This window comes from Rhodanobacter sp. FW106-HT46G03, assembly GCF_058789895.1.
The window spans coordinates 60,099-84,865 of record NZ_JBYTCC010000002.1; the positions used below are offsets into that span (position 1 = coordinate 60,099).

26 protein-coding genes are annotated in these 24,767 nt (G+C 61.5%); 5 read left to right on the forward strand and 21 right to left on the reverse strand.

Features of this window, described 5'->3' with window-relative positions; translation table 11 throughout:
• The first annotated feature begins 42 nt into the window (after positions 1–42).
• A complete protein-coding gene (locus AC3WP6_RS16380) occupies positions 43–2,853 on the forward strand; it encodes a DotA/TraY family protein (RefSeq protein ID WP_492628797.1) in 2,811 nt (936 codons plus the stop codon).
• A gap of 85 nt (positions 2,854–2,938) precedes the next feature.
• On the opposite strand, the gene AC3WP6_RS16385 is transcribed toward AC3WP6_RS16380, so the two are convergent.
• Positions 2,939–3,733, reverse strand: a complete 795-nt coding sequence (locus AC3WP6_RS16385; RefSeq protein WP_492628798.1) for a FliH/SctL family protein — start codon at positions 3,731–3,733, stop codon at positions 2,939–2,941.
• Positions 3,734–3,769: 36 nt separating this feature from the next.
• Entirely contained in the window at positions 3,770–4,381 is a 612-nt protein-coding gene (locus AC3WP6_RS16390) for a hypothetical protein (RefSeq protein WP_492628799.1), read from the reverse strand.
• Between the two features lie 225 nt (positions 4,382–4,606).
• On the opposite strand from AC3WP6_RS16390, the gene AC3WP6_RS16395 reads away from it, so the two are divergent.
• Positions 4,607–5,599: a hypothetical protein gene (locus AC3WP6_RS16395; RefSeq protein WP_492628800.1), complete on the forward strand. Its 993-nt coding sequence runs from the start codon at positions 4,607–4,609 to the stop codon at positions 5,597–5,599.
• 155 nt (positions 5,600–5,754) lie between these two features.
• Positions 5,755–8,187, forward strand: coding sequence for an ATP-binding protein (locus tag AC3WP6_RS16400; protein WP_492628801.1), 2,433 nt, complete (start codon positions 5,755–5,757; stop codon positions 8,185–8,187).
• A gap of 110 nt (positions 8,188–8,297) precedes the next feature.
• Here AC3WP6_RS16400 and AC3WP6_RS16405 read toward each other — a convergent pair whose 3' ends face one another.
• From AC3WP6_RS16405 to AC3WP6_RS16465, 13 genes are all read right to left on the reverse strand, one after another.
• Positions 8,298–9,719: a hypothetical protein gene (locus AC3WP6_RS16405; RefSeq protein WP_492628802.1), complete on the reverse strand. Its 1,422-nt coding sequence runs from the start codon at positions 9,717–9,719 to the stop codon at positions 8,298–8,300.
• Positions 9,712–11,100 (reverse strand): hypothetical protein, encoded by a 1,389-nt coding sequence (locus AC3WP6_RS16410; protein ID WP_492628803.1) that lies wholly within the window; start codon positions 11,098–11,100, stop codon positions 9,712–9,714. The genes AC3WP6_RS16405 and AC3WP6_RS16410 overlap by 8 nt, the downstream gene beginning before the upstream one ends.
• Positions 11,101–11,401: 301 nt before the next feature.
• Positions 11,402–11,929 carry a hypothetical protein gene (locus AC3WP6_RS16415; protein WP_492628804.1) on the reverse strand — a complete coding sequence of 176 codons (528 nt, stop codon included), beginning with the start codon at positions 11,927–11,929 and terminating at the stop codon, positions 11,402–11,404.
• A gap of 1 nt (position 11,930) precedes the next feature.
• The gene (locus tag AC3WP6_RS16420) at positions 11,931–13,076 is read right to left on the reverse strand and encodes a tyrosine-type recombinase/integrase (RefSeq protein WP_492628805.1); all 1,146 of its coding nucleotides are present in this window, start codon (positions 13,074–13,076) and stop codon (positions 11,931–11,933) included.
• A gap of 55 nt (positions 13,077–13,131) precedes the next feature.
• Positions 13,132–13,647 carry a DUF6283 family protein gene (locus AC3WP6_RS16425; protein WP_492628806.1) on the reverse strand — a complete coding sequence of 172 codons (516 nt, stop codon included), beginning with the start codon at positions 13,645–13,647 and terminating at the stop codon, positions 13,132–13,134.
• Positions 13,644–14,351 (reverse strand): DUF7168 domain-containing protein, encoded by a 708-nt coding sequence (locus AC3WP6_RS16430; RefSeq protein WP_492628807.1) that lies wholly within the window; start codon positions 14,349–14,351, stop codon positions 13,644–13,646. The genes AC3WP6_RS16425 and AC3WP6_RS16430 overlap by 4 nt, the downstream gene beginning before the upstream one ends.
• Before the next feature lie 11 nt (positions 14,352–14,362).
• Positions 14,363–14,554: a hypothetical protein gene (locus tag AC3WP6_RS16435; RefSeq protein ID WP_492628808.1), complete on the reverse strand. Its 192-nt coding sequence runs from the start codon at positions 14,552–14,554 to the stop codon at positions 14,363–14,365.
• Positions 14,555–14,611: 57 nt separating this feature from the next.
• Entirely contained in the window at positions 14,612–15,133 is a 522-nt protein-coding gene (locus AC3WP6_RS16440) for a hypothetical protein (RefSeq protein WP_492628809.1), read from the reverse strand.
• Positions 15,130–15,315 carry a hypothetical protein gene (locus tag AC3WP6_RS16445; RefSeq protein ID WP_492628810.1) on the reverse strand — a complete coding sequence of 62 codons (186 nt, stop codon included), beginning with the start codon at positions 15,313–15,315 and terminating at the stop codon, positions 15,130–15,132. The genes AC3WP6_RS16440 and AC3WP6_RS16445 overlap by 4 nt, the downstream gene beginning before the upstream one ends.
• A gap of 1 nt (position 15,316) precedes the next feature.
• Positions 15,317–16,234 carry a recombination-associated protein RdgC gene (locus AC3WP6_RS16450; RefSeq protein ID WP_492628811.1) on the reverse strand — a complete coding sequence of 306 codons (918 nt, stop codon included), beginning with the start codon at positions 16,232–16,234 and terminating at the stop codon, positions 15,317–15,319.
• A gap of 31 nt (positions 16,235–16,265) precedes the next feature.
• Positions 16,266–17,987, reverse strand: a complete 1,722-nt coding sequence (locus AC3WP6_RS16455; protein WP_492628812.1) for an SNF2-related protein — start codon at positions 17,985–17,987, stop codon at positions 16,266–16,268.
• On the reverse strand, positions 17,984–18,358 hold the full coding sequence (locus tag AC3WP6_RS16460; protein ID WP_492628813.1) for a hypothetical protein: 375 nt from the start codon (positions 18,356–18,358) through the stop codon (positions 17,984–17,986). The genes AC3WP6_RS16455 and AC3WP6_RS16460 overlap by 4 nt, the downstream gene beginning before the upstream one ends.
• Positions 18,355–18,690, reverse strand: coding sequence for a DUF4031 domain-containing protein (locus AC3WP6_RS16465; protein WP_492628814.1), 336 nt, complete (start codon positions 18,688–18,690; stop codon positions 18,355–18,357). Before AC3WP6_RS16465 ends, AC3WP6_RS16460 begins: the two co-directional genes overlap by 4 nt.
• A 278-nt stretch (positions 18,691–18,968) precedes the next feature.
• Between AC3WP6_RS16465 and AC3WP6_RS16470 the strand changes: the two genes are divergently transcribed.
• On the forward strand, positions 18,969–19,256 hold the full coding sequence (locus AC3WP6_RS16470) for a hypothetical protein (protein WP_492628815.1): 288 nt from the start codon (positions 18,969–18,971) through the stop codon (positions 19,254–19,256).
• A gap of 4 nt (positions 19,257–19,260) precedes the next feature.
• Positions 19,261–20,160 (forward strand): DUF6036 family nucleotidyltransferase, encoded by a 900-nt coding sequence (locus tag AC3WP6_RS16475; protein WP_492628816.1) that lies wholly within the window; start codon positions 19,261–19,263, stop codon positions 20,158–20,160.
• Between the two features lie 30 nt (positions 20,161–20,190).
• Here AC3WP6_RS16475 and AC3WP6_RS16480 read toward each other — a convergent pair whose 3' ends face one another.
• From AC3WP6_RS16480 to AC3WP6_RS16505, 6 genes are all read right to left on the reverse strand, one after another.
• Positions 20,191–20,400, reverse strand: coding sequence for a hypothetical protein (locus AC3WP6_RS16480; protein WP_492628817.1), 210 nt, complete (start codon positions 20,398–20,400; stop codon positions 20,191–20,193).
• A 61-nt stretch (positions 20,401–20,461) separates the two neighbouring features.
• Positions 20,462–21,295 (reverse strand): hypothetical protein, encoded by an 834-nt coding sequence (locus AC3WP6_RS16485; protein ID WP_492628818.1) that lies wholly within the window; start codon positions 21,293–21,295, stop codon positions 20,462–20,464.
• Positions 21,296–21,313: 18 nt separating this feature from the next.
• A complete protein-coding gene (locus AC3WP6_RS16490; protein ID WP_492628819.1) occupies positions 21,314–21,619 on the reverse strand; it encodes a hypothetical protein in 306 nt (101 codons plus the stop codon).
• Between the two features lie 20 nt (positions 21,620–21,639).
• Positions 21,640–21,846 carry a hypothetical protein gene (locus tag AC3WP6_RS16495; RefSeq protein WP_492628820.1) on the reverse strand — a complete coding sequence of 69 codons (207 nt, stop codon included), beginning with the start codon at positions 21,844–21,846 and terminating at the stop codon, positions 21,640–21,642.
• Entirely contained in the window at positions 21,843–22,769 is a 927-nt protein-coding gene (locus tag AC3WP6_RS16500) for a hypothetical protein (protein WP_492628821.1), read from the reverse strand. Before AC3WP6_RS16500 ends, AC3WP6_RS16495 begins: the two co-directional genes overlap by 4 nt.
• 644 nt (positions 22,770–23,413) lie before the next feature.
• Positions 23,414–24,493 carry a DNA-binding protein gene (locus tag AC3WP6_RS16505; RefSeq protein WP_008217391.1) on the reverse strand — a complete coding sequence of 360 codons (1,080 nt, stop codon included), beginning with the start codon at positions 24,491–24,493 and terminating at the stop codon, positions 23,414–23,416.
• Positions 24,494–24,767 lie beyond the last annotated feature (274 nt).

A 24,767-nucleotide genomic window follows, 5' to 3' on the forward strand; every position in this document is an offset into this window, starting at 1 on the left:
TTTATATACGCTAATCGTGCTCTTGTGAAGGACATTCTCCCGATGCCAGCGATGCCGTTCTCGCCATGCCCAGCCTCTGCCGCGAACGGTGCGGCCTGCTCGGACCAATCCGTCCAGATACTGGAGCACATCTTTGGCCCGGTCATCACGACGCTGACGCATGGGGGTGACCCCAACTCCCAGCAGATGGCGGCGAACATTCTTGCGACGATGTTCTCCGCGTTCAACACCGGGCTGCTGGCGGTAGCGGGGCTCATCGTCGGCTATGTGTCGTTGATGGGCGTGGCCAACACCGCCAACGATGGCGAGGCCTTCGGCAAGGAGTGGTCCACCTGGTGGACGCCGGCACGCATTCTCTACGGCGGCGGCATGCTGCTCCCCACCGGGAGTGGCTACAACGTCGCGCAGATCGTCGTGTTCACCATGGCGCTCTGGGGGGTCGGGTTCGCGAACACGATCTACAACGCTGCCTTCACGATGAGCGTGATTACGCCGAATGGACTGGTCTCCGGCGTCAATGCGCCTGGTGCGTTCTTCGGCATGCGCGATTTCGCGAAGCACTACCTGGAGACGTCCTACTGCGCCCATGCCGCGAATGCGATCTATAACCCGTCGGGCGCCAGCTCGGGCGCGACGCCCTCCGTCAGGTTCGAAAACTACTCGTCATACAACGCGGCGGACTACACCTCCGTCAGCGGCGGCTACAGCAACGCCGTGACGAAGATCATGGACCGCGGACCGGGGTTCACTGATGCGGGGCAAGGGGCGTGCGGCATTGTGACGCTCAGCACCTACACGGCGCAGGCGCAGAACGCGCAGTCGAGCACGACAAGCAACGGCACCACCACCACGACCAATGATGCGATGGGTCTGGCGTTGGAGAGCCTTCATCAGACGGTGCAGAGCCTCAAGGTGGAGGCTGCCAAGTCGCTGATGAAGAATCTGGACGCATGGGTAGACACTTGGCCGAAAACGGCGAATGACCCTGGCTGGTCGGCCGTGGATTCGAGCCAGTTCAATACCTACGTGACGCAGGCGGAAACCCAGGTGGCTACGCAGATGATGCAGGCCATGCAGAGCACGGCGGGCACCACGAACAATCAGCTCCAGGACTATGCCAAGGCCCTGACGGTTGGAGGGTGGGCGACCGCAGGAGGTTGGTTCCAGCGAGTGGGGTTGCTCCGCGGGCAGATCACAGGCGTCATGACCGACCCTGTAGGTACCGTGACGCCGCCTGCACTCAATGCATTTCCTGCAGGCAACTGGGGAACGCAGGAGCTGATCAACAGCGTCGCAGCGGTGAACGCTGCGATCGACATGAAGGCCGAAATTCACGCCTCGGCGAATGGCTCCACGAATACGTGGGGGCTGGATTTATCGAGCGTGTTTCCCAAGTCGATCAAGGACGCAAACGTAGCATCCATCCAGTCGTCCCTCGATAACAAGATGAGCAGCTGGGTGAACAACTTGATGGCCACCATGGTGGGCATGGTGACCGGCGCCAACACCAACGGGATTGGCAATGGCAAAACGACACCGCTGTGCGGCACGGCCGGGCAGTTGGGCGGCTCGTTGAATCGCATGAAGTGCGTAGGCGACTACCTCACGGCGACGGGTGTCGTGCTGCGTGGAGCAGCCACGACTATCCAGCTGGGAGCCGCCGCGCTGGAAGCTACGGCCGCGCTGGGCAGCACGAAAGTGCTGGGCACGGGGTTGGAGCTTGGAGGCGCGATCACGGCGCTCGACAGCCTGGTGAATAACTGGATCGTGCCGATGATCACCGGCCTGTACGCCAAGACGAATCAGATGTCGTTCCTCTTCGGCGTCTTTCTGCCGTCGCTACCCTACCTGCTCTTCATGATGGTGGTGGTGGGGTGGATCTTGTCGGTGCTGATGACAGCCCTGGCTGTGCCGCTGTGGATGTGCGTGCACATGACACCGGATCGCAGTTTCATTGGCTCGCAGCGGCAGGGCTACCTTCTCTTGCTGTCGTTGTTCGTTCGCCCGGCGCTCGCCGTGATTGGCCTCATTGCCGCGTTCCTGGTCAGTGATCCCATCATCGACTACATCTCCACCAGCTTCTTCTCGATGCGCGCGGCCATCGTCAGCTCGACGGGGACCGTCGGATGGATCGCGCAGTTCGATACATTCGTCTGGTGGTTCGAGATGTATGGCGTCGTGCTGATACCAGTGCTGTACATGATCTTCGGCTTGCCACAGGCACTGCCAGGCCACGTGTTGAAGTACATCGGCGGTGGTGTGGACGATTTGGGCGAGACGCACGCTCAAAGCCAGATTGGCGGTGCACATAGCAGGCTGAATCAAGAGCACTCGCTGATGGGTGGTTCGGGTGGTTTTCGCGCGCTTGGCAACCTGGGAGGCGGTGGACAGCCGTCTCCCAGGCGGCTGGGTAACGATGGTGGCAAAAGCCCCGGTGGAAGCATTGATGGCGGTCCAGGCGGTGGTGGCGGCGGCCTTGGCCCCAGAGGAGGTGGTGGTCGCGGCCAAGGTCCGTCGGCCGTCAACGTGGGGCCGCAGGGCGTGTCGTCGTCGGTCAACGCGGGACCGGACGGGTACAACCCGCCGCCGAGTCAGGCTCAGGGGGGCGGGCGTGCCAATCGAGGCGCGTTCGCCGAAGGCATGGGCGTGATGGCCGGAAGCGTGATCGCTGGCCGTGGTTTCAAGCAGGCGGCCCAAGATGGTGCCATGGCCGCCTCGATGGGTGTCAGGGGCGCGATGGAATCCATTCGCGGCGGAGGGCCAGCTTCAGCTCTCTCGCCTGCGCCGAGCGCGGGTGCTCTGGCGGAGGGCTCCGTTCGAGATGATGAAACCAGTAGCTCCATGCTCGATTGAGCATGGGATCACTCTGTGAAGCCTAAACAGAAGGGCCGCCAAATTGGCGGCCCTTCTGTTTCTCCACGCCGGAGTGCATCGTCGCTTAGCTACCGTCCGGCACCCAGTCGCTATCGTCGGTGGTCTGGTGGCCAACACGGTCGAGTTCAATGCGTTCATTGACAGATTGCAGGATCGCCGTCAGGAAGCGATGAGTGGACGGCATGGTCGTGGCGAAGGTCTGGTCATCTTCCAATGCCTCGCTGAGCACACCCATCTCCAGGCCGCGTGCCATCTCCTTTTTGTACTGCTCGCAGAAGATGTACTCGACTTCGCGCGTGCGCTCCGACTCCCTGTCAGCAGTGAGGATGGTGAGCGTATTGCGCATGGAGTTCACCATGACAGCGGCGCGATTGACCTTCCTGGTGTTTTCAGTGCTGTCAGCTTGAAGGATCTGCACCTGCTCCCGCAGTTGTTCGTTCTCCACTTTCAGTCCGCGCGCCATCTCTGGGAGCGAGCTGTTTTGGATGACGCCCATCGCTTCGTCCTTGCGGTCGATGTTGCCTTCCAGCGTGGCGATGTGTGCCAGGAGCTGTGCGATCTGCTGGGCCTGTTCGTTGACGGTTTGCTGCAGACGTTCCTTGTCCGCGATGTGGCTCTTGATGTAGCCGTCGGCCTTCCACAGCTCTTTGTTGCCGCGTTCAATGCCGTCGCCCCAGCCCTTGTCGTAGCCGGTTTGCTGACCGTCGTTGAAACCTGCGTCATAGCCCTGGTTGTAGCCAGCGGCTTGACCTGCTCGGCGAGCGTTTTCGCTTTGTAGCCGCGCCGTCTCTGCAATTTGGTAAGCCTCATAACCGCTTTGGCTACTGCTGCTGCTATTAACGCCAGTCCCGATACCCATACCCAAGTCCTCACAAAAGCGCTGTCGGTTTTGATGCTAGTTCGTCTGCGTTCTTGGCTGCAAGGCCTCTAATGCCTTGGCTCGCGGCAGCCGAAACACGCCCATGCGTTGCATGGCGACGTCCACCCAGTCGCCGCTGAACTGCTCATCCTGAAGCACGGATCGCAAGGTCAGCACCGGAATGCAGTGGCCCGGGTCGTGGCCCACGTACCAGGCCGCATGCCATTCCGGGATCAGGTGCTCGACCTCGCCATGGGTCTCGATCGTGAAGGATAGGGCCAGCGTCCCCGCGCGGCCCTTCAGCTCGCTGCTGGGGATGCGGTCGGCCACGTAGTGAGCGATGTAGGGGAGCGTGTCGGTCTCGCAGGCGATCAGCGCGACTACGCGCTTGTGCTCCCCGTCGTAAAGGATGCCCGGGGTCAGGTCGATCTCCGGTAGATCCTCACTCAGGGCCGTATCCCTGAGTGGCAGGTGGCCCAGATAGTGCTGGAGCAGGGCGTACATCTCGAAGGCGGCCGGGATGTCGTTCTGGATCGACCGGCTGTCCTTTTTGGCCATGACCTGGATGAAGCCGGGCTGCTCGGTAGAGCGATGCTCGGTAATGGCGTGGTCGATCAGCGAACTGAGAATTTCAGCAGTGGGGTTCATAACCGGCCATAGGATGGTGTCGCTGTCATGGTATAGCGAAAAACACTTTTCTGACATAGACTTTTGATAAATGGGCGGAATGCCCCATCGCGAGCTTCGAGCAAAAAAAACGGTGCTCGCAAGGATGCGGCACCGTGGATGAAAGGTGATCCCACGGTTGGGCGGGATCAGCTGACAAGGTATCACGCCGCTCCTCCATGGTCCCCTGCGTTTAGGAATCGAGTCATGAACAAGTCCCACGAGATAACCCCGCCTGGCTTCGACGGAAGCACGGACGACACAAATGCAGCGCAAGAAAACGTCAAGCCGCTCACTGTGGCCGAGTTCATCACGCGCTGGAAGTGTCTTGATGACGTTGGCGCGTACGAGGAACTCTTTGGAAGTCGTCTGAAGTTGGCCGAGTTTTTCCATGGTCAGCAAAGCATCGCCTTGGGCGATGACAATCCATGGGTTCACCTGACCGATGTGGCTACAGTGGTGTTCATGCACAACGGCGAGATCCCTGCAGACTGGGATGCCAAGACGCGTGAGCGTGTGCGGGAAACGCTCACCAACCTGCACCTTGCGTGGGGCGAGATCGAGCCCGTGGCGAAGACCGAGGTGGATGCCAGTCCTCGCTATCTGGTGTCGGTGACTAGCGTCACCGAGCCGGCGATCAAGCTTCGCCCAGACGCGTCCAAAGCGCGTAACTTCGGTACAAAGGTCGATCGCGAATGGATGACGGCCGAGCAAATGGCCGCCACCGCTCGCCGGTTCGGCATCGACAGGGCCTCGTATCCGTCCCCGAGCTACGCCGAGCATGTGTGGTGGGTATCGTCCAAACCCACCGTGGAAGGCGTGCTCGAAACGCGCTTTCAGCTCGACGTGCATGAGCTTGCGGGTGGCGGGGTCGGCTTCCACGAGCCGACGGCTGAAGACTTCCAGCGCATCGGGGATGTCATTGGCGTTGCCTTCGATGCGCCCCTCGTGACCAAGCCGTTCGATAAGGAAGCGTTCTTCAGCGCTGTGGCCGAAACGTTGAACGCCGAGGCACGGCGCCTCAACCTGCTGGAGCTTGACCAGGAGCAGCGGGTGGCGTTGGAAGACGAGCCGCAGGCCTTCGCCATGCTGGATGACATGGAGGCGCGCTGTGGCATGGATGTGAGTGAGGCGCGCGCCGAGCTGGCCGAGCACTACGCCGTCCGGGTCCATGCAAGTGATGCGAGTGAACCGGCATAACCAAGGCCCGACCATGGCAGACGGCTCGGCCACAACAGGTACTGACGCGCTGCGCTTGTCGCCTCGTCTTCCTGCTTCGCGACTGGCGCGCGAACAGGAAGACGAGGTTCTGGCGAAAGGCGTCATCGCCTTGCCAACAATGAGATAGATAAAACATGCGCCTTCCGTTCGAGCTTGACCCGCAAATTATTCACCACATCATCTACAGCCAGGCAGGTTCGATCGGCAAGGCCGTCATCGAGCTGCTGATGAACTCGGTGGACGCGAATGCGACCACCGTTCAACTTACGATGACGCGCGACGGGTTCGAGTGCCGGGACGATGGCCAAGGCTTCGCGAGTCGCGATGACGTGCTCCGCTACTTCGGGCGCTTTGGCACGCCCCACGACGAAGGCGATGCGACGTACGGTCGATTTCGCCTTGGACGTGGGCAGATCATGGCCCACGCGTCGACCGTCTGGACGTCCAATCGCTGGCAGATGTCCGTCGACACCAGGACGATGGGCTATGGCTACGACCTGGATGACCTCGATGCGGCTGAGAGTGGTTGCGGTATCAGTGGCACGTGGTACGAGCGGCTTTCCGAGGTCGAGCTGATGTCGGCCGTCCAGGAAGTTCGGGATCTCGTGAAGTACACGCCGATCATCGTGGAGTTGAACGGGCGGGTGATCACGCGCGACCCTCGCACCGAGCGCTGGGACTTCGAAGACGAATTTGCCTACTACCGGGTGAAGGAAGAAGGTGCGGTTTCGATCTACAACCTTGGCGTGCTTGTGCGGCATGACTCAAGTCACCTGTGGGGTGCTGGTGGCCTAGTGGTCACTAAGCAGGCCATCGGGCTCAATGTCTCCCGCACAGAGATCCTCCGGAAGACCTGCCCGATCTGGAAGCGCATCTCCGCGCAACTCACGACGCTCGCGAGTTCGCTGGCTTCGAGTCTGGGTGACCATCGGAAGACGGAAGCGCGGCGGGAAAGAGTCGCGATGGCCTTGCTGGCCGGTGAAGATGGCTCGTTGAACTTCTTCAACAAGGAAGAAGTGATCACGCTCTTGCCGGGCAAGAAGCATGTCACCCTCTTCGAGTTTCTGCAGAAAACCCGCTACGGCAAAAAGGGCGGCACATCGCCCCAATTTGCCGTGGTCGAGAACGGGCACGACATTCCCAAGGCCGAAGCCATTGCCCGTGAGCGTCTGGCCGTTTTGATTCACCCGCAGACATTGGAGCGCTTTGGTTGCCACAACGGCTCCGATTTCGTGGACTGCCTTGAAAGGATCGTTGAACAACTCAAAGCTGCGGCGCTGTCCGGGGTGAAAAAAGATGCCTGGATTGCCGATTGGGCTTTCGTACCTACGCTGATCGACTTCATCACGCTGCGCGATGCGTTCTTGGAGCGCACCCAGGTGGTGAGTGAGAAAACACTGGATCGCGAAACACGCCGCGTGTGGACGGCTCTGCGAAGCGTACTTGGCCACTACGCACGGGCATGCACGGGAGGCAGAAAGCGTCGCGATGGCAGCATCTATGGCGGGCGTGCTTTTACCTTTTTCATCGGCACCTCCAATGCCGCGGATGCATGGACGGATGGCAAAAGCTACATCGCCATCGAAGAGCGTATCGTCCGGCAGTTGAGTGCGACGCCCATGAAGACGGCCAATCGCATCTTCAGCATCGTCAATCACGAACTCTCCCATGAGGGAGATAGCATCAATTGTGGCCATGACGAAGCGTTCTATCAGCGCTTCCACAACCTCACCATTGACTTCAGCGAAGAGCGGCAGCGCTACTTCCACATGTTCACCGCAAGGTATGCGCGCAGCCTTGAAATGGAAGGCAAGCATGGTCGCACGAACGAAGTGTGGCGGAGCCGCTACCTGACCGACCGCATGGGCAACGGCCGTATCAAGAAGGGCATGCCTCCCGCGATCGAAGACGTGGACACCGATCCGGTCGTGACCGAACCGGTGAGCGAAGAAAGCATGGCATTGCTCACAGTCGTGAATGCTCATCTCGTCGAGGCAGGTTGTTGTCCACCTCCTGATAACTGGGCGGAGGTTCTTCTCAATGCGCTGCAGGCGCAGAAGGAGCTTTCGGTGGCCCGGCAAGCGGAGTTGGAACACATTGAGGCACTGGACCAGGCCTGGGAGGACGCGCAAAAGCAGTGGGCAATCGAAGATGAAGTACGTGACGCGGCCGATCGTCTTCGCCTTGCGGTTGTGCTGCAGGTCTATCCGGAGGAGATTGATTCGCAGGCACTGTGTGAGCTTCAAGGTCTTCCTACGGACACACCCGAGCAGATTGAGCGTCTTCGGAATGAGTGGTTGGATAAGCCATGGGAGCATTCTTTCGACGAAGAGGCGTACGAACGGGTGCTTGCCGAAGAGGCGGCGGCCGCCAGTGAAGAGGAGGAAACTGGGGACAATGATCACTCTTCAGCTGTAGATCCACGGGGTCATTACCCCGCAGAGTTAGCCGCGCACATCCAGCCCGGCGAGACGCTGTGGATGCTGGAGCGTAATGCGGCCGTCGCCGGTTTTTTTGACGTGTCGGATTACCTGAAGTGGCGATCCGAGAACAGTGTGGATGTCTGACTTCAGCGTCACCGAGTTTGAGGAGCGCTCACACACCGGCTTCTGCGGTCGGACGCTGGCCAACGCTTCGGCCGAGAAGTAGCCAGAACCAGAGAATGCGATGCTTAGCGCTACGTGTGACTGTTGGGTAGGTGCGAGGGTAGGTGGCCGATTACGATTACCTGTCGTTCGAGATCCACATGGAAGTACACGCGGAACGAACGCGCCTCGTCCCGGCTGCTGTTGCCTTGTAGATGCTGGTCGAGTTCGACCGTGCGTCGCTGCCAGTCGACCAGGTAGGCGGCACGCGTGCGGTGGTCGTTTACCGCCGCGCCAGTCGGGCCGCAGGTGAGGTGCTCCTTGGCAAGGAACGCTTCCCAGGCGGCGCGTCCGGCAACGTCGCCGCGGAAACGCATCGACCAGTAGTGCGTCGCCATAGCTTCCAGCACTCGATATACCAAGCCCGGGTCAGCGAATCCGCTCTTGCGCGCGGCCCGCGCCGCCTTGACGTGCACCATGACGCGGCCGCCCAAACTCGCCTGTGCCCAGCTGGCCAGGCCATGCAGGTTGGCGGGATGTAGCTGCTCGGGCAACCTCGGCGCCTGGATCGCTGGGGCACTATCGCGCCGGTCAAGATCTTCCCGCAGTCGGAACGCCTCGGCACGCAGCCGGTCCAACTCCTCGGCTTGCTGCCTGGAGACCAGCCGGAGCTGGTCCAGCGCTGCGTCGCGTGGGTCCGCGGCCGAAACGCCAGCCGCCAAGCCGGCAGGTCGCGCGGTGGCCGTGGACGAGGAGGCGCTGCGGAGTGAGCGCTCGGCGGCGTCGGCGCGATCACGCTGGCGTTGCGTAACGGCACGCTGTGTTTCCAGCTCTGTCTGCAGCTGGCTAACGTGCCGCGTCAACTGCCGTTCGGTTCGTCGATGGGCTTCTACGGCAGCCCGCACCGCCTGCGCCTGGGTCGAGGCGTGCATGCGCTCAATGACGCCATCACGATACGCCACCCGATCATGAACGGCATCCAGGGCCTCGCTTACCAGGCAATCGGGCAACTCCGGGGGCTCCTCCTCGTCCTCGTCAATTGGCATGCCGATACTGGCAAACCAGTCGGGGAGCTTGGCGAGCACCGAGTCCACGTCTACCGCGCCAACTGCCATCCACAAGACCTGAGCTGCCAACGGTATGGCGATGCTGGCCATGGCATCGAAGTCGGAGGCGTCCGAGGAGCAGATGACCGTGACGTCAATGTGGACGGCACCGCCAGGAAGCGGCACCAAGGCGCTGCCCGTCAATAAGCTGGTGACGCCGAACTCGTCTTCCTGAATGTGCGCCGGTACTTCATTGCGGGCGGCCACGGAAGCGATCCCGTGTAGGCCACTGCAGAGCTTTTCCAGATCGAGGACGTTCGCCAACTCGCGTTCCTCATGATGCTCGGCAGCGAAGTACGCGCCGAGCATCGAGACGCCGAGCTGCATCACGCAGATCAGCGCCTCGGCTGGCGCCATGGCGTAGGCGACATGGCCGGTGCGAGCCGAGGCCGGAACGGTGTCATTCACTCGTGGACTCCTCATCAAGCGCGTCTCTGATTTGTTCAGCGAGGAATGCCGAGTCGTGGTCGAGGTCAACGTAGAAGCTACGTCGCGCCATCGCCATGAAGTCCCGGATGACCCGCTGGACCGTTGCGTCCTTGGCGACAGCGGTCAAGGTGCTCCACGCCTCGGCGTGGCTGGTGGCGACCGGCGCCGCCGCCTTAAGCAACCCTGTGAAGGACCGTGGCGCCCGTTTGTATCCATTGTTGAACTCTTGCCACAGTCGCTCGACCAGCGCATACGAGAAGGCGTCGACCCCTGCCTCATGGTCGCCCGTTTCGATCAGTGTAATTGCGCGCAGGATCTGTCCAAACGTCAGTTCGTCCCAGAAGGCTGGCGGCTCCGCGTGCCCGGCGCGCACCGCATACGCATAATTCAGGGAGAATCGTGCCCCGGCGCCATCGCGTGGATCGGTCAGGTAGGCCCGTTCGAGAAAGCCGATGGCTTCGCTCACGCGGTTGGTGTTGAGCGCCGCAACGCCTGCGTAAAAGAGCGTGCTCGGGTAGGAATACGCTTCGTTGCCGAAACCCAAGCCAGCCGAGATCAACTTGGCGCCGGCGTACCTGGCGCACTGCTCACTTGACAGAATGCGCTCGAACAAGGCGATTGCTGTACGAGCCTCGGTGAGGACATCCTGCCACGCGTCGCTGGAATGGTCTCCGGCGCACGAGAGTGCGTAGCTCGTCGACAGGACGGCATTGGCGACCAGCCAAGGATTGCCGGAGTGGCGTGCTCGGAGTGCTGCGATCCTATCGCGTTGCGCACGCGCAGAAATCGGCTGCGAACCTTCTTCCTCCTCGTACCAACGCGTGAGCACATCCCTCACCGCTTGACCAGCCGCGGTCAGCGCGATGGTGTAATCCCCCGAGGACGTCCGATAGGCCCGGCCGTAATCAAGAGGCGTGGTGCCGCGGAGCGCCTCCGGCTCCTCCATGGACGCTACCAGGATTGAGTTCTGCACCCGCGTAAATTCGCGCTTGTGTTCCTCCCACGGCTGGGCGAGGCCGATGTCACGGGCGAGCCAGTCCCGAGGTTTCAGCGTCGCGAGATCCGCGCGTGTGTTGCCCCCGGCCAGGACATCGAGCAGTCGGTTGCCAAATTCACCTTCCATCTGCATTCGGCGTCCGGCGGTGGCCAGCCAATCCGATTCGGGATCGCCCTCGACTCGACCGGCCGCAATGAGAGCCCGGACCTCGTGTGCGCCGCTGTAGCCGTAGGCCTTGGCGAGGATTTCCTGACAAAGTTGCAATGGCCGCTGAGTGATCCACGCCAAGTGTTTCGCGCGGCGGGAGTAATCCTGCGCCGACTGCGGCAGAAACCGGTTATCAACTGAGGTAGGTGCATTCATTGCTGAGTCTCCAGCACGTGCACGAAGTGGATTCAGCCGGCGGGGTCGGATTGCCGAAGGCTGTGCCTCGTGAGCGCGCTCAAGGGAGGCTGGAAGGTGGAATGCCAGTGTTGCATCGCGGCCCCTCTCGGGTTCTGATGGTGGTCAAGCCACTCCGACGACAGCGGCTGCCGCAGCCGCTGTCGAAGTTTCCGTCAGCGGCACCAAGTTGTCAAAGGTTCCGCGCTCGCGAGAGGGGATGGCGCCGGTCGTGCCGATCTATGTGGCCTGCCGTGCTGCAGTCTGTCTCTTCAGCTGTCAATCAGATTCCGTGCCTCCATCGCAGTACGCCACGGGCCACCCCGATCCATAGGTAGGTGATGATCAGCTGCGAGGCGATCATCCCGATCGCCAGCGCCCAGCGCGGTATGTTGGCTGGGATAACGCTGACATGCGTGAAGATTGGTAGCCAGCAGAGCGCTGCGCTGGCGATCGGGAGCTTCCACAGGCAACTCAGCAGATAGGGAGTGGGGTCAGTCGTCTGTTCGACGCGAAACTGGAGCTTGGCCTGACGCGTGGCCCAGAGAAACCAGGCCACGCCCAAGACGTACCAGAGGCCGCAGGCTCCTGACCAGAACACGCCGAGCGCCACCAGGATCATGGTGGCGCGTGCCACCCCAGAGAGCGGCGTCGCGCCTGGCCCGATCCACCCCCTATGCAGGGCTGCGACAGCCGCCAGAATGCATGCGATGCCGATAATCGGTGGCAGGGAGAGCAGACGTGCCATCACGCCGCGCTCGGTTTTGGGTGACCACACCGCACCGGCAAAGTGTTGGATGTGCGCGATCATCTCAGTCTTCCTTTTTTTGTGAACGTGGTTGAGCCGCGAGCCTGGCCAGCTTCTCGGCATCCTCGCGGCGGGCATCGTCGTGGACCTGGGCGTAGATCCGCGTGGTGCGCGGGTCGGCATGTCCGAGTTCGTCTTGCGTGGATTCGAGTGACGCTTTCGCCTGCAATCGCTGACTTGCATTGGTGTGACGCATCCAGTGCGTGGAAAGCTTGAGCAGCCGCTCCCGTGTGTGTGCGTCTTCGCAGTCCACGGCGGCCTCCTTGGCGGTCTTCGCCACCAGCGCACCGATCGCGCGTGGGGTGAGGCGCTGGGACCGGCGCTTGGTATGTATCGACATCACCAGGGGGTGGCGCTCGGTCGGGACCGGGTACTCGGGCAAGTCAAGGCTGTTCCGGTACCCGCGCAACTCGCCCAGCAGGGCCGAGTTGACCGTTACGAAGCGTTCCTTGTTGCCCTTGCCGAGCACGCGCAGCGTCCAGAAGCGATCGGTGCGCGTGAAGTCACCCATGACGCCGCTCGCGACTTCCTCACGGCGGATGCCTGAGTGATAGAGCAGGGCGAAGACCCAGCGGCGGCGCGCCGCACGTGCAGCCTCGAAGGGCTTGGACTCGGGGCGAGCCGTCAACCACTGCCAGAACCATTGCCAAGATTCCAGATCGAGGAACTTGGTGGGAGCGGTGGTTTTCACTACGGCGGGCCTGAGCGACAGCAGGAACACGTTGCGCTGAAGGTAGCCTGCGTGCTGCAGGTACTTCATCAGGTGGCCAAGCACGGCACGGCTGTACTGGATCGACTTATTGGACAACGGGCCAATCAGGAGCTGCGTCGGCCTGAGCGTTTCATCGTGCCGCGGCTTGCGCGGGCGCAACCAGTGCTGCGGAGGGTCGGCCAGGTGATCGTAGAAGGCGTGGACGTCATCGACCGTCATTCCGGCGAACGTCAGGCGCTGCTCGTCCAGCCAGACCAGGAGCCGGGCGACCTCCTTCCGATAGGCCTCGAAGGTGTGGCTGGAGCCGCTGCTACGCGCCCGCAGGAACGCTGCAGCGGCCTCCAGATCATTCTGGGCGGTGATGGCGGGGTTTGCTCCCGAAGGCCCACCACGGGCGACCAGTTGCGCGGCGACAGGTATCAGCGCGAGGTCGTTCATCATTTCACCCAACAGCGGCGACAGGTGAGTGATTGTAGCTGTGCACCACCAACCATCACCGGCAGGGCTTCAGGGCTGGGTGGTTAGGGTCGACGCCGTTGGCGACTGCCATATCACGGTAGCTGGCATGCAAGGCATGACCACCGTCGTGGACGTCGCGCTTGAACTTGCCCGTCATATGACCCATGCGAACCGTCAAGTTGTGATCTGCGCCGCGCAGAAGAAAGCCTGCGCATGTCGCGGGCTTGGCTGTGCCGCTCTGGTGGCACCCGAACATTTCCGTGGCCATGTCGTAGGCCGTTCCTGCCGAGTGCACGAAGGCTTCGGTGGGAAAGACTCCGGTGGAGTCCTTGCGCCACGGGCATTCGGTGCAGGGCGTTCGGCGGTACCCTCCCGGCCCGCCCTGCAAGGTGACCACCTGATGCTCACCACCCGCTGCGCGTACGCGCAGCTGCACGGCTCGGGAGGACTCCGATGGCGGTGGTGGCAAGGATGGTTTGCGCGCGGCGATGACGGAAAGCATCTCGGACGTCACGCGCCACGTCGCAGCGGTTTCCTCGATCGTGATCATGCGTGGAACTCCAGTGCCAGCTGATTCTGTGCGGATTCATCCGCACGGCCCCCTTGGATGCCGGTGTGCAACTTGGCATCGAGGCCCTTGCTGTATCCGGCCACCCAATCCGACTCGGTGACCTGCGAGCCGACCTTCTTTCGCCGGGTAAGGTTTCGCCCGCCATTGCCTTTGGTCGCGTTCGGATAGCGATGTCGAATGGCTTCTTCAAGCAAGGCGACTTGCGCCTCGTTGGGTGCAACATCCGAGAAAAGTTGCTTGATGGCGTAGATCCATGCCCTCGCGAAGTTCTCTCCGCGCTCTTCGCGATTGGCGCGTTTGCGCACACGACTCACATGTTTGAGCCGATCCGTATCCATTTGACGACGCAAGACCGTGAAGGCATATGCAGCCACGTCGGCGATACCGTCGACGCCATAGAAGCGAATGACCGTGCGCCCGTTCAATTGAACGTGGACGCATCGTGCGCCGAAACCCCTGGCACAAATCGTGGCCAGCAGCAGGATGGACGTGGGCACCTCGGCCCCGCGGGAGCGGGTCGGCGCCTCGGCCTCGTCCACGTTCATGGCCTCGGTATGGCCGATGCCGAACTGAGCCATCAATGCCTGCGCCTGACGCAGTGCAGCGGCCGCTTCGTGGGGGTTCGACGAAGCAGCCAGGCGAAGACAGGCTCGAACACGGCGCAATGCAGTGGAGTGGTCCATGGCTGGGCTCTTCAGAAGAGTTCGGTCTGTGGAGACGGCCACAGATCGGCGTGCCGCTGTCGAAACCCGACAATGGCGGTGCGCAGCTCGCGCACGAGCCCGTGGCCCAAGGCTTGCTGAAGTTCAGGGTCGACGAGTTGTTCGTCGATCGCTACAAGCCGCTCGGCGAGGGTGACCAAAGGAGAAGAGGCTGGTTCGCTCATGGGAGAATGGCCTATCGGAACGCCGGGGAACTGGTGGTGGGGACGGTGTTCATTTGCTCAGGCGGCCTTCCAGGTCTCGATGTCAACTCGCACGGTGCGGTGTGCCTTGTGCTGTTTGGCGCCGCACCAGCGGCACACGCGGGTGTCACCTTGAACCTCGAAGCGGTTGGTGTCGTCGATGAAATGCACGCCGTGCTCGGGATCGATCGCGCACCGACCGATGGTGTGATAACGCTCCCAGAAGTCGTTGATGCGCTCTAAGCCACCCATGCCGCCCGGGTAGCACATGCGGATGGCTTGGCTCCCCATCGTCAGCACGTGCATGAGCTGGGCGCCGGAGAAGTCATCGGCGAACGGCTGGTTTTCGTAGGCACGACCGATCATCAGCTCGCCGGGGGCAAAGTCATAGCGCCGGCACAACAGGCTGCCGGCGGTCACACGGAACACCTGATCGTTGATCGCGCGATCCAAGCCGCGCCGCTGCTGCATGCGCAGCCAGCGGTGCAGGTTGGATGAGTAGGCCGGCGACCGTGACGGATGGATAGCCAGGATCGAAAGGGGGCTGGCGTCGGTCATCACGGCGCGTTGGCCTCAAGGCGCTCAACTTCGGTGATGACATCGCCCATGGACATGGCGGTGCATTCGCCGCCCATGTATCCGCGGTCAGACCCGAAGTTGAAGCTTTCGACGAGCGCTTTTCGTTCTGCCGGATCAGACGGCAAGCGGATGACCACCGTCATAAAGTTGGGATCGATCTGCATTTCATGCGTCCGTGGGTCGGGGAAGGGCAAACCACTCTTCCAGCTTGCCCAGCAAGCGTTCGAGTTCCAGCGTGAGCAGGGCGAAACTGGCGTCCAGCTCGGCCTGGGCGTCCTGCTGGCTGTCGCCCAACTCGTCCATCACCACGTCGAGGAACTTCAGCTTGCGGATCACCAGGTCTTCGCCCAGCACGAAACTAATCCGCTCATCGAAGGTGAGGCCAAGCATGAAGACCTGCTTGCCGTTGCGTAGATGCTCCTTGACCTCCTCAGCGTCCATGTCCTGCCGGCGGCAGCGTGCGATCGCGCCGGTGGCAGTGGCCGGGTCGCGCAGTTCGCATTCGTCTCCCAGGGTCAGCCCGGCCGGCAAGTTGCCGTTGGCCAACCAGTCGGTCATCAGCACGCGCGGACCTTCCTCGGGCGCCAGCGGCACCGCCGGGAAGCTGCCCAGCGCCTCGCGGATCTGGGTCAACGCGTTCTCGGCCGACTTGCGGCTGGAGGTATCCAGTACCACCCAGCCGTTTTTGGTGTCCACATAGCCGGACAGGCGCGAGTTGCGCACGAACGCGCGTGGCAGCAGCTCGGTCAGCAGATCCTCCTTGATCCGCTTGCGCTCGCGGCCGCCGACCTTGCGGCCTTCTTCCTCGGCGATCTTCTGCACCTTGCGGTGCAGTTCGTCATTGATCACCGCGGCTGGCAGCAGCTTGTCCTCGCCGCCCACGGTCAGCAGCGTGAAGTGCTTCACCGTGTGGGTCAGAGGCTCGGCCTCGCCACGACCGACCGGCGGCACGAAGCCTTTGGTGAACATTTCCAGCGGGCCGCAGGGCCGCAGCCGGTGCTCGGCCAGCGCCTCGTCGAGGCGGCTCAGGTCCTTGGCAACGGCGGGAGAAAAACGGAACAAGCTGACATTTCTATAGAACACGTTATTACTCCATGGGATCAAAAGAAGACGTTCACGCAGCAGCCTCCAGCTCGGACTCGTCGGCCTCAATGCCGCTTTGCTCAAGGAAGTGGCGGGCTAGTTCACGCAGTGAGTTCTCACCGATGTCCACGCGCTCGGTGAGCGGAGCATCGGGGTTGATGACGCCCTCCAATTGCTCGTACTTGATGCCGGCGACACGAGCCATGACAGGATCGGCACCCTGGTCGGATAGCAGGACGTACCCGAACGTGGGTTCTTCCTGGCCGTCGCGGTCGATGCGGCCGATACATTGCTTCATCACACCAGAGGACCAGTCAATCTCGCCGATAACGGCGGTCTTGCATACGTACTGGATGCCGTCCATGCCAGCGCCGGAGCGCAGCGACATGATGAGGACTTTGGACTCGCCGCTGACGAAGGCTTCCTTGGCGAGGCGCTTCTGCCGTGGCGACTCGCTGCCCGTGTACATCACGGGCTTGAGATCGGCGAGGCGTTCGAGCCAGATGTCGTAGACCGCGCGGTGCCAACCGAACAGGACAACTCGCTCGCCGGACTCCACCAGCATCCGAACGAAGTCGGCGACGTAGGGTGCCTTGGCGATGCCGGTCGCCTGGCGGAGCATCCGGTCGAACTCCCCGCTGGCGTGGAAGCGCTCGCCACGGTACTGCTCGTTGTGCGCAACGATGGTCCGGGCGAGCGCGATCGCATCAGCGCCGCCATTATTCAGTTCAAGCGTGTCGGCATTGACCTGATGCGGGATGACCGAGCACTGGGGCAGCTCGCGCCCAACGTCCTTGCGCGTACGCCGGAGCATGACTCCCTCGCGTCGCAGGAACTCGCCAAAGGCGTCAGGGTCCTTGAGGCGATGCTTGCCGTTGCCGATCGTTGCGCACCACTCGCGTACGAATTCGTCGAAGGTACCGAGTACACCGGGCATCAGGACGTTGATGACCCAGTAGAACTCCTCGCCGTAGTTGTAGATGGGTGTGGCGCTCAAGCCCATCTTGAGCGGAACACGCTGGGCGAAGTATTCGGCGGCGTGATACAGCTCGCTCTTGTTATTGCGCAGCTGCTGGCATTCCTCGAAGACGGCATAGCGCGCGATCTCGGCCAGGGTTTCGGCCCAGCCGCGCAGCTTGTGGTAGCTGATCACGATGACATCAGGGAGCGTGTCCCACAGGTCGCGCACGCGCGAGCCAGGGCGTTTGATCAGGTCGTAGGGCTTGGATGCCTTGATCGTATGCACTCTGAGTTCCGGGAGGAACTCGGCGATCTTTTCCTCCCAGTGGTTCGGGAGATACGCCGGGTACACGACGACGGCGGGCAGGCGGCCCGGTCTGACGAGAGGGCACATACCCGAAACGGTCTTTCCAAGGCCCAACTCGTCGGCCAGCAGCAGCGCGCCGCGGACCTCGACCATGGTGGCGGCGAACGCCTGATAGTCGCGCGCAGGCTTTGCCAGCTCGAACGTCTCCGGTTCGCGCACCTTGCCGAGTAGCGCAGCGATCGAGAGTTCGCACTCGATATGGCGATGGGACTGGGCCAGGAGATGCGGCATGTCGCGCACCTCCATGGGATACCGCTGTAGAAACCACAGCAGGTCACGTCCGTTCTGTGCGTTGTCGGAAAGGCGGATGGCATCGCTTGCCTGCTGCGGAGCCTTGGGGAAAACGCGCTTTAAGAGCGTGCGCACTTGAGGGTCACACCGCACCTCCCAGTAGCCCTTTGCAAGTGTGACTGTCCCGTAGTTCACAGGAACCTCCGTTGGAGGTGGGCCATGCGCAAAGCGCGGCCATGCAGTTCGGGGATGTCTCCAACCGGAGCGCTACCCCAGGCGGTTGCTGCAGCGAGCAAGATGCCGCAAACGCCTTCCAGCGTGCTGTAGCGCGAGACTTGGCGCAGCGCCTGGGAGAGCGTGCCGTCGACCTTAACCTCGATAACCACGCCCTCGACGGGCAGGAAAAAGTCAGTACGGTTCTTGCTGTCGAACCGGTGCTCCCGCACGAACGTGTACCCCGCCTCGGAGAGCAGGCCGGCGAGGGCGTCGTGCAGGATGATCTCGTTGGCGAACCGGAACGTGTGACGCTGGAACAGTCCGGCGATCGCTGAAAGATGCGTGCTCATGCGCAGGCCTTGCGCCGCTGCGCGTGGAACTGGGCGAGCCACTCCAGGGCGTCCGCAGGGTGACCCAGCTGCCCGGTGGCGCGACGCCGGAAGCTCATGGCCCCCGCCTGGCGCAACGTGATCTCAACGGCACCGCCCTGGACGGCAAGGGCGCGCTTGGAGAGGGCGATATCGTAATGGCTATACCGGGTCTTGGGCGGTCCCTGCCACCACTTGCGCGCGACGCCGATCCGCTCGGCCATCGCGTGAAGCTCCTCGTCGCTGTCGGCCAGCAGGTGACACATCACCATTCGGCCGAAGCTCGCTCGCATGTCGTCGACGTAGACGGTCATCACGCGGGCTCCCGTTCGGAAGCGTCGAGGTGCCTTCGGATCTTGGCTGGAGTCATTGACGCTCTGTCCCTATCCGTGCCAGTGCCACGGCCGAATCGGCTATGGCGAACGCATTCCGTCAATATGGCATGTTAGAAAAATGGTTTAATGTATGGCTACATTGACGCATCAAAACCACGACGTCAAGCTTTTTTGATAGTCTTTTTCGTCACGCCTTGGCCGTGTCTGCTGTACAGTGGCACCATGGGTCCGAACCGTGGAAAATGAGTGATATGGCGATGAATGCGCGCGATCGTGAAGCGGCTCTGTTGACCCGATGCGTGGACGCCGCCCGGGGCAAGGTGGCCGTGGCCGAAGGTCCGCGCGAGGCCAATGTCTTCCATGTGGCGGCAGGCGTCGTCGGGGGCGTCCATCCTCGGGCCGCCGAGAGGCTGCAGCTGGCCAGTCATCGCTATCTCGACCGGCATCCGGGCGAACGCGTGAGCACGGCTGAAGTCGTGGGACGCGGCTGGGTTGCTTCCTTGCCGCGCCTGCGGGACATGCTGACCCGGCAACTGGCCGCATAGCGACATGGCCCAGCGCTACTACACCGAGACCGACCAGGCGAAGGCCTTCAAGGCGCTATTGCTCCAGCTTGAAGAGCGGCTGAAGCTCTCGCATTCCGTGAATGTCTACCTGGCCGGTGGCATGGCCGTCCATCTGTACACGCAGAACCGTATGACGATGGACGTGGATGCGGAGTTCGATGCTCGCATTGCCATCCCGAACGACGTCCTGGTCGATGTAGAACAGGGCGATGGTTCGACACGTCCGATGTACATCGACACCAACTACAACTCGACCTTTGCGCTCATGCACCCGGGTTACCGGGATGATGCCGAATTCATTGATTTCGGCCTCCGGAATTTCCGCGTGCATGTGCTGCAGCCTGTGGATCTTGCGGTGAGCAAGATCGCGCGCTTCCAGGACATGGACCGCGAGGACATCCGCGCGCTAGTGCTGCTGGGCTTGACCACGGCCGATGCGATCAAGCAGCGCGCCGACGAGGCCGTTGATTACTTCGTCGGCGGCCAGGAGATGTTGAAGTTCAATATCCGGGACGCAGTTGCGTTGGCGCGCTCAGCGGAAGAGGAGGCCAGGCGCGTTCAGGGCCTCTACAAGTTGCGCGAGCGCGCAGGCACGGGCTACACACTGTGGGAGAAGGCCAACCAGGCGCTTTCCTTCGGTTCCGCCAAGGACGTCGATTGGGGCGCGATCGAGCAGGCCGTCATCGAGGAAAGTATCGGTGAGCACGGCCAGTCCCCGGACGATGTAGCGGACACGCTATGCGAATGGAGTCCAGGGGCCACGACCACCGAGCGGCAAGAGGCGCTTCGCAAGGAAGTGTTCGATCGCGCGCCTGAGCTTCAGGCGCGCTTCGCGGCGCGCTTGGGTGGTAGAGAGGCATTGCCTACCGCGGGTCGAGAATAGCTGCGGCACAAACCTTCACGGTTGGTGCCGCTAGTTGCGGATGAATTTTCTACCCTGTTGGAACCAGCTTCGCACCTCGCCGTAGTTGCGCTTGTCGAGTGCGCCAAAGACGTGTGCAAGCGCGCTGACTGCCGCGCTCCTCTTGATATCCCCGGACTTGTAGTCGTCGAGTACGGCGACGAGAAATGCATCCATATCGTCGTGATCTTTGTTCGTGAGTTGATCATCGTGTTGAGACATTGGCGAACTCCACCTGGTAGTAGTTTTAGGGATTGGACATCCGGCAAAAGTCGAGTGTGATTCAAGCGGGAGCTTCTACTGATGCTTGGGTTTCTTCGGTGACTTCCCAGCAATTGAGCACTTCGCTGCGTAGGCTTGTGTTGGCCGGGTCGCAGTTCTCGCCCCGCACCACAGGCAGCCAATGCCTCTTGGTCGCGATGATGTAGTTCTTTCCGGCGGGAAGGATGTCGAGGACGCGGCGCAACGTGACCCTTCCTTCCACATGCCGCAGTTGCCTGAAGAATTCGACGTTCAAGCCAAACGAACGTGCGGCGGAGATCCCTTCGTGCTCATCCATGCCGTGCTGTTCGCTCCAGCCTCGTTCGCGGCACACTTCAAGGACCTTTTCCATCGGAAAGCCGCCGACCTTGCTGATGGAGTAGGGCACACACCCCGCCTCCACATAGCGCCCGTCGTCTTCCAGCATAGGTTTGTCGCCCATGTATGGCTGGTCCTGATGTCCCCAGGTATGCCCGCATTCAGTGCACTTGCGAAACCATTCCGCCCGGTTCAGTTCATGGAGCACTCGGCCCATCTCTTCCTCACCACGGCCGTGGCCGCATGATGGGCATTCGGGCCAGTGCTTGGGCGTGTAGGCGTGCTCGCCGGTATGCTCGATCGCGACCGTGAGCGTCTGATAGGGCAGGGGGCGAACGATTCCCTTCGCAATCAGCCACTCAAGGAATCCTTCCTCGGAGACGAAGCAGTAGTCATCCTGATTCGCTTCAGCAGCAGCGTAGTTTTCGGCCCGGTACCGTGCCGCGTAGCCGGTGAGGTCCAGATCAGGTGGGCCGATGACAGCCTGTCCCACATAGGCGCCATTCGGCTCGGCCAGCTGGTAGACAACGGTCTTCATTTGGATGGCAATCCGAATTTAGTAATCTTGCGCACGCATCGCGCTGTCGAGATCGCGCGGCCCGGTGATCAGGCGCAGCGACTTGCTGGCCTGGCTCAGGAACATCACCTCCTGGTCCCCTCCAACGTAGTAGGGCATCACTTCCACCCGTTCCGCATCCCTCACATGGGACGGCACGGCGAAGTCAGGCGTGTCATCCCATGCAGCCTCTGCCTCGGTCACGGTGGCAAACAACCGCGGGCGAGCGACGTCGACCACGCCGTTGTAGACGAAGTACATCAGCGAGCCATCGCTGAACCGCACAGCTCCGGTGAATCTGGCCATCGTCGTCATCTCCAGGGAAATTAGTGCTTCGGTGCGGGCTTATCGGTGTAGCCGAGGAGGCGGTTGGCGCGGTCCAGCCAGAACTGGCCCTTTTCCCAGCAATGCTCCGCTCGTTTGTGGTCGCCGCGCTCTTTCGCCTCATTGGCGTCGGCGAGCCACTGGTTCCCGCGGGTTTCGGCATCAAGCACTCGCTCGGTGAGCGGCTTCTTGGGTGATGACCGGTTCACGCGGGCTTCTCCGGCTTCCACTCGGCGAGAATCTTTTCGAGCCTGGGGAGTGAGTCCGTAAGGCCCTGGATGTCACTCTCGATCCGGACGCACCAGAATCGCAGCTCCTGCTTCCACTCCGGCATGTCTGGCGTAACCTTCGCGACACCCAGCCCACGGCGGACCATGAGCACGTCGAGCTGGTCCCGACGGGCTAGAGCTGCTTTGCAGTTGACCAGATCCTCCCGATAGGTACCGATTAACCAGACCAGCCCCTCGTTGGACACTTCAAGCGGCTTGAATCGGATGCCAGGGCAGCTGCCGGTCTGCCATCCCATGCCCGGACGCTTGTAGCCGTGGTGAGCCATCTTGCCGCGGACGACCGCGATCTTGCGGAAGCAGCACGGGCAAGTCTTCACGACCTTGTTGGGGTTCTCCGGCTTGCTTGGCCCGGTGCTGGGCGCCCGGCCTTTGACAATCTTGGTCTTCAGGTCGGCAAGCGCGGTAGCCAGCGGCACAAGCTCGATGGCCAGCGCGCGCATGTTCGCAATCAAGGGGTGGACCACCTTGGTCCCGACGAGGCGCTTATAGGCGGCGGTGACGTTGTGGATACCCCAGACGCTGATTTTGCTATCCAGGTCGCGGACCTCCTCCGGAAGCTTGAGCCAGCGGCCGTCTGTGTGCGGTCCCCGAACGGCTTTCCAGGCGACTTCCACGGCCCGGGAAACGATTTCCCGGGCGTCGTTGTACACGACGTTACGGATCTGCCCTGATGCAGCGCCCTCGGCGAGGACGTCGAATTGGCGGCGAAGCCTGGTCGGATCTTTCGCCGTGCGCAGGAGCGTCGGGTAGGAGGCCAGGTCGAAGCGTTCAACAGCAACCTGTTCTTGGGTTTCGCTCATCGCTTGCTTCATTTCAGCAGCACTCTCGGCGGAATTTTCCACTTCATGGTCTCCCCGATTTCAGGATCGAGGAAACCCCCTGTTTGTTCCCATAATCCCAATTATGGGACGTTTGTCAAGTAAAAGATACTCTTTAGAACGTACATCGTACATATACGGATTGACAAAGCAGGAAATCTCCGTACCATGCCCACATGGTGCGTGTTTTTATGGGATGGGAGGCGTAGATGGCTAATTTTGCCCAACCCCCAAAAATGTAAAGCGCGTCTTTCGATGTTCTAATGTTGCCGGCGTTTTCGAGGCGGTGCGGGTGTCTGAGTTAACCGAGCTTCTGCGGCTTTCGCCCGGGCTTCGAGCGACTGCACCGCCGTGCCCATCCCTTCCAATTGCCCGCGAACTGCGGCCAACTCGATGACCATCCGATCCGGGGGTCTAAGCCGGAATCCTCAAAATTTCCGGAAAACGCCGTAAACTATTGTTTATAAAAAATAAGGTGCCACAATCGGCCTTCACTAAAGGTAACCCGGCGGACGGAGCCGGGGGAACTCCCGATTGGTTTAGCTGGACTTAGCTAAAATTAGCTGTATGGCTATTTGTGCCATCCCCCGATAGTATAAAATAAGCGCTAAAATAGCTTATATAACAATGATCTATCTTCGTCGTGACTAGCAACGTCGGATGTTCGATCACGCCGGATTCCCACGAGGTATCACTTCAGCTTCATGGGCGTCTGAGGTACTGACTGTGCGCATTCGAGCAAATGTTTCTTCCAGTACCTCCAACCGTGCTCGGCTGGCGGCGCACTGGGTCTCTGCCTGTCGCCGGTGATCCCGTTCGGTGGCCAATAGAGTTTCGGCCGCCGCGAGCTGGGTTTGCAGATGTGCCTGCCCCTGTTCGGCCTGGGCCAAACGCATCTGCAAGGTTGGATGCTCCTTGGCCAGCGGCAGATTCGCGTCGTAGGCGTGTTGCAGTTTCTGATGCTCGGTGCGGAACTGGCGAAACTCCTTGTCGAGCTGATTGATATGCTCGGTCATCCGGGCATTATCGCGGTTGAGCTGCAGTAGCTCGTGATTCTTGCTCGTGATGGTGTCGTTGGCTTGTCGCAACTCGACCTGCAGTCCCTGCACCTGGTGTTCGTGCCGGCGCTGCTCTTGGTCGCGCTGTTCCTTGACTGCCGTCCGATAGTGCTCCAAGGCATCGCGGGCATGCTGGTGTTTGTCTTCCAGCGACTGAATGTGCGCTTCGTGCTCAGTCAGCCGAGTGGTCATGCCGGCGACCCGCTCCTCCAACTGCTGGACGAGCAACGCGCGATCACGAAGCCCTTGTTGGGCCTGTTCATGGGCAGCCTTTTCGTCTTGCAGGGCGATATCGGTACGCTGCAGCTGCGTGCTGAGCGCCGTGGCTTCTTGGCGGTGCTGTTCCACGGTGGCAGTCAGCGCTTGGCGTTCCGCCGTGAAGCGTTCTTGCGCCGCGGTGATCCGGACCTCGGCCTCCTCGTGCAGGCGTTCGGCCAGCCGGCCGACTAGATCCTGTAAGGCATCGCTGATCGCCACCGTCGCACCGACACGTGGCCCGTCCTCGGCCTCCAGCTCCTTCAGATAGCGGTGGATGGTGGTCTTGGAGCCGGTATTGCCCAAGGCCACCCGTAAGGCGTCGACCGAAGGATGCTTTCCCTGCGCCAACAGACTGTTCCGCGCCTTCTGGACCTCGGTCTTGTACAAGCCACCACGTGCCATATCGGTCTCTCGATGGATTTCATAATGCATTACATACCATGTAATTACATACCGATCAATCACACAAGACGCCACAGAAACACGCTATTTCTCAGGCGGGATAATGTTGGATTATCACGCCTGATGCCGCTTAGACGCGAAAAAGGCGCCCGACGCCCGTACAGATGCCTGACATTGAGCGTCTAGCCAGAACGGCTCGGCAGTGCGGCAGCTCATCGCCGAGTGCGACGACTACTTGAAGGTTTAGCAGACGCGCGAGCTGGCGGCGCACCTCGTCAGTGTCTTCAAGATTCGAAAGTAATCA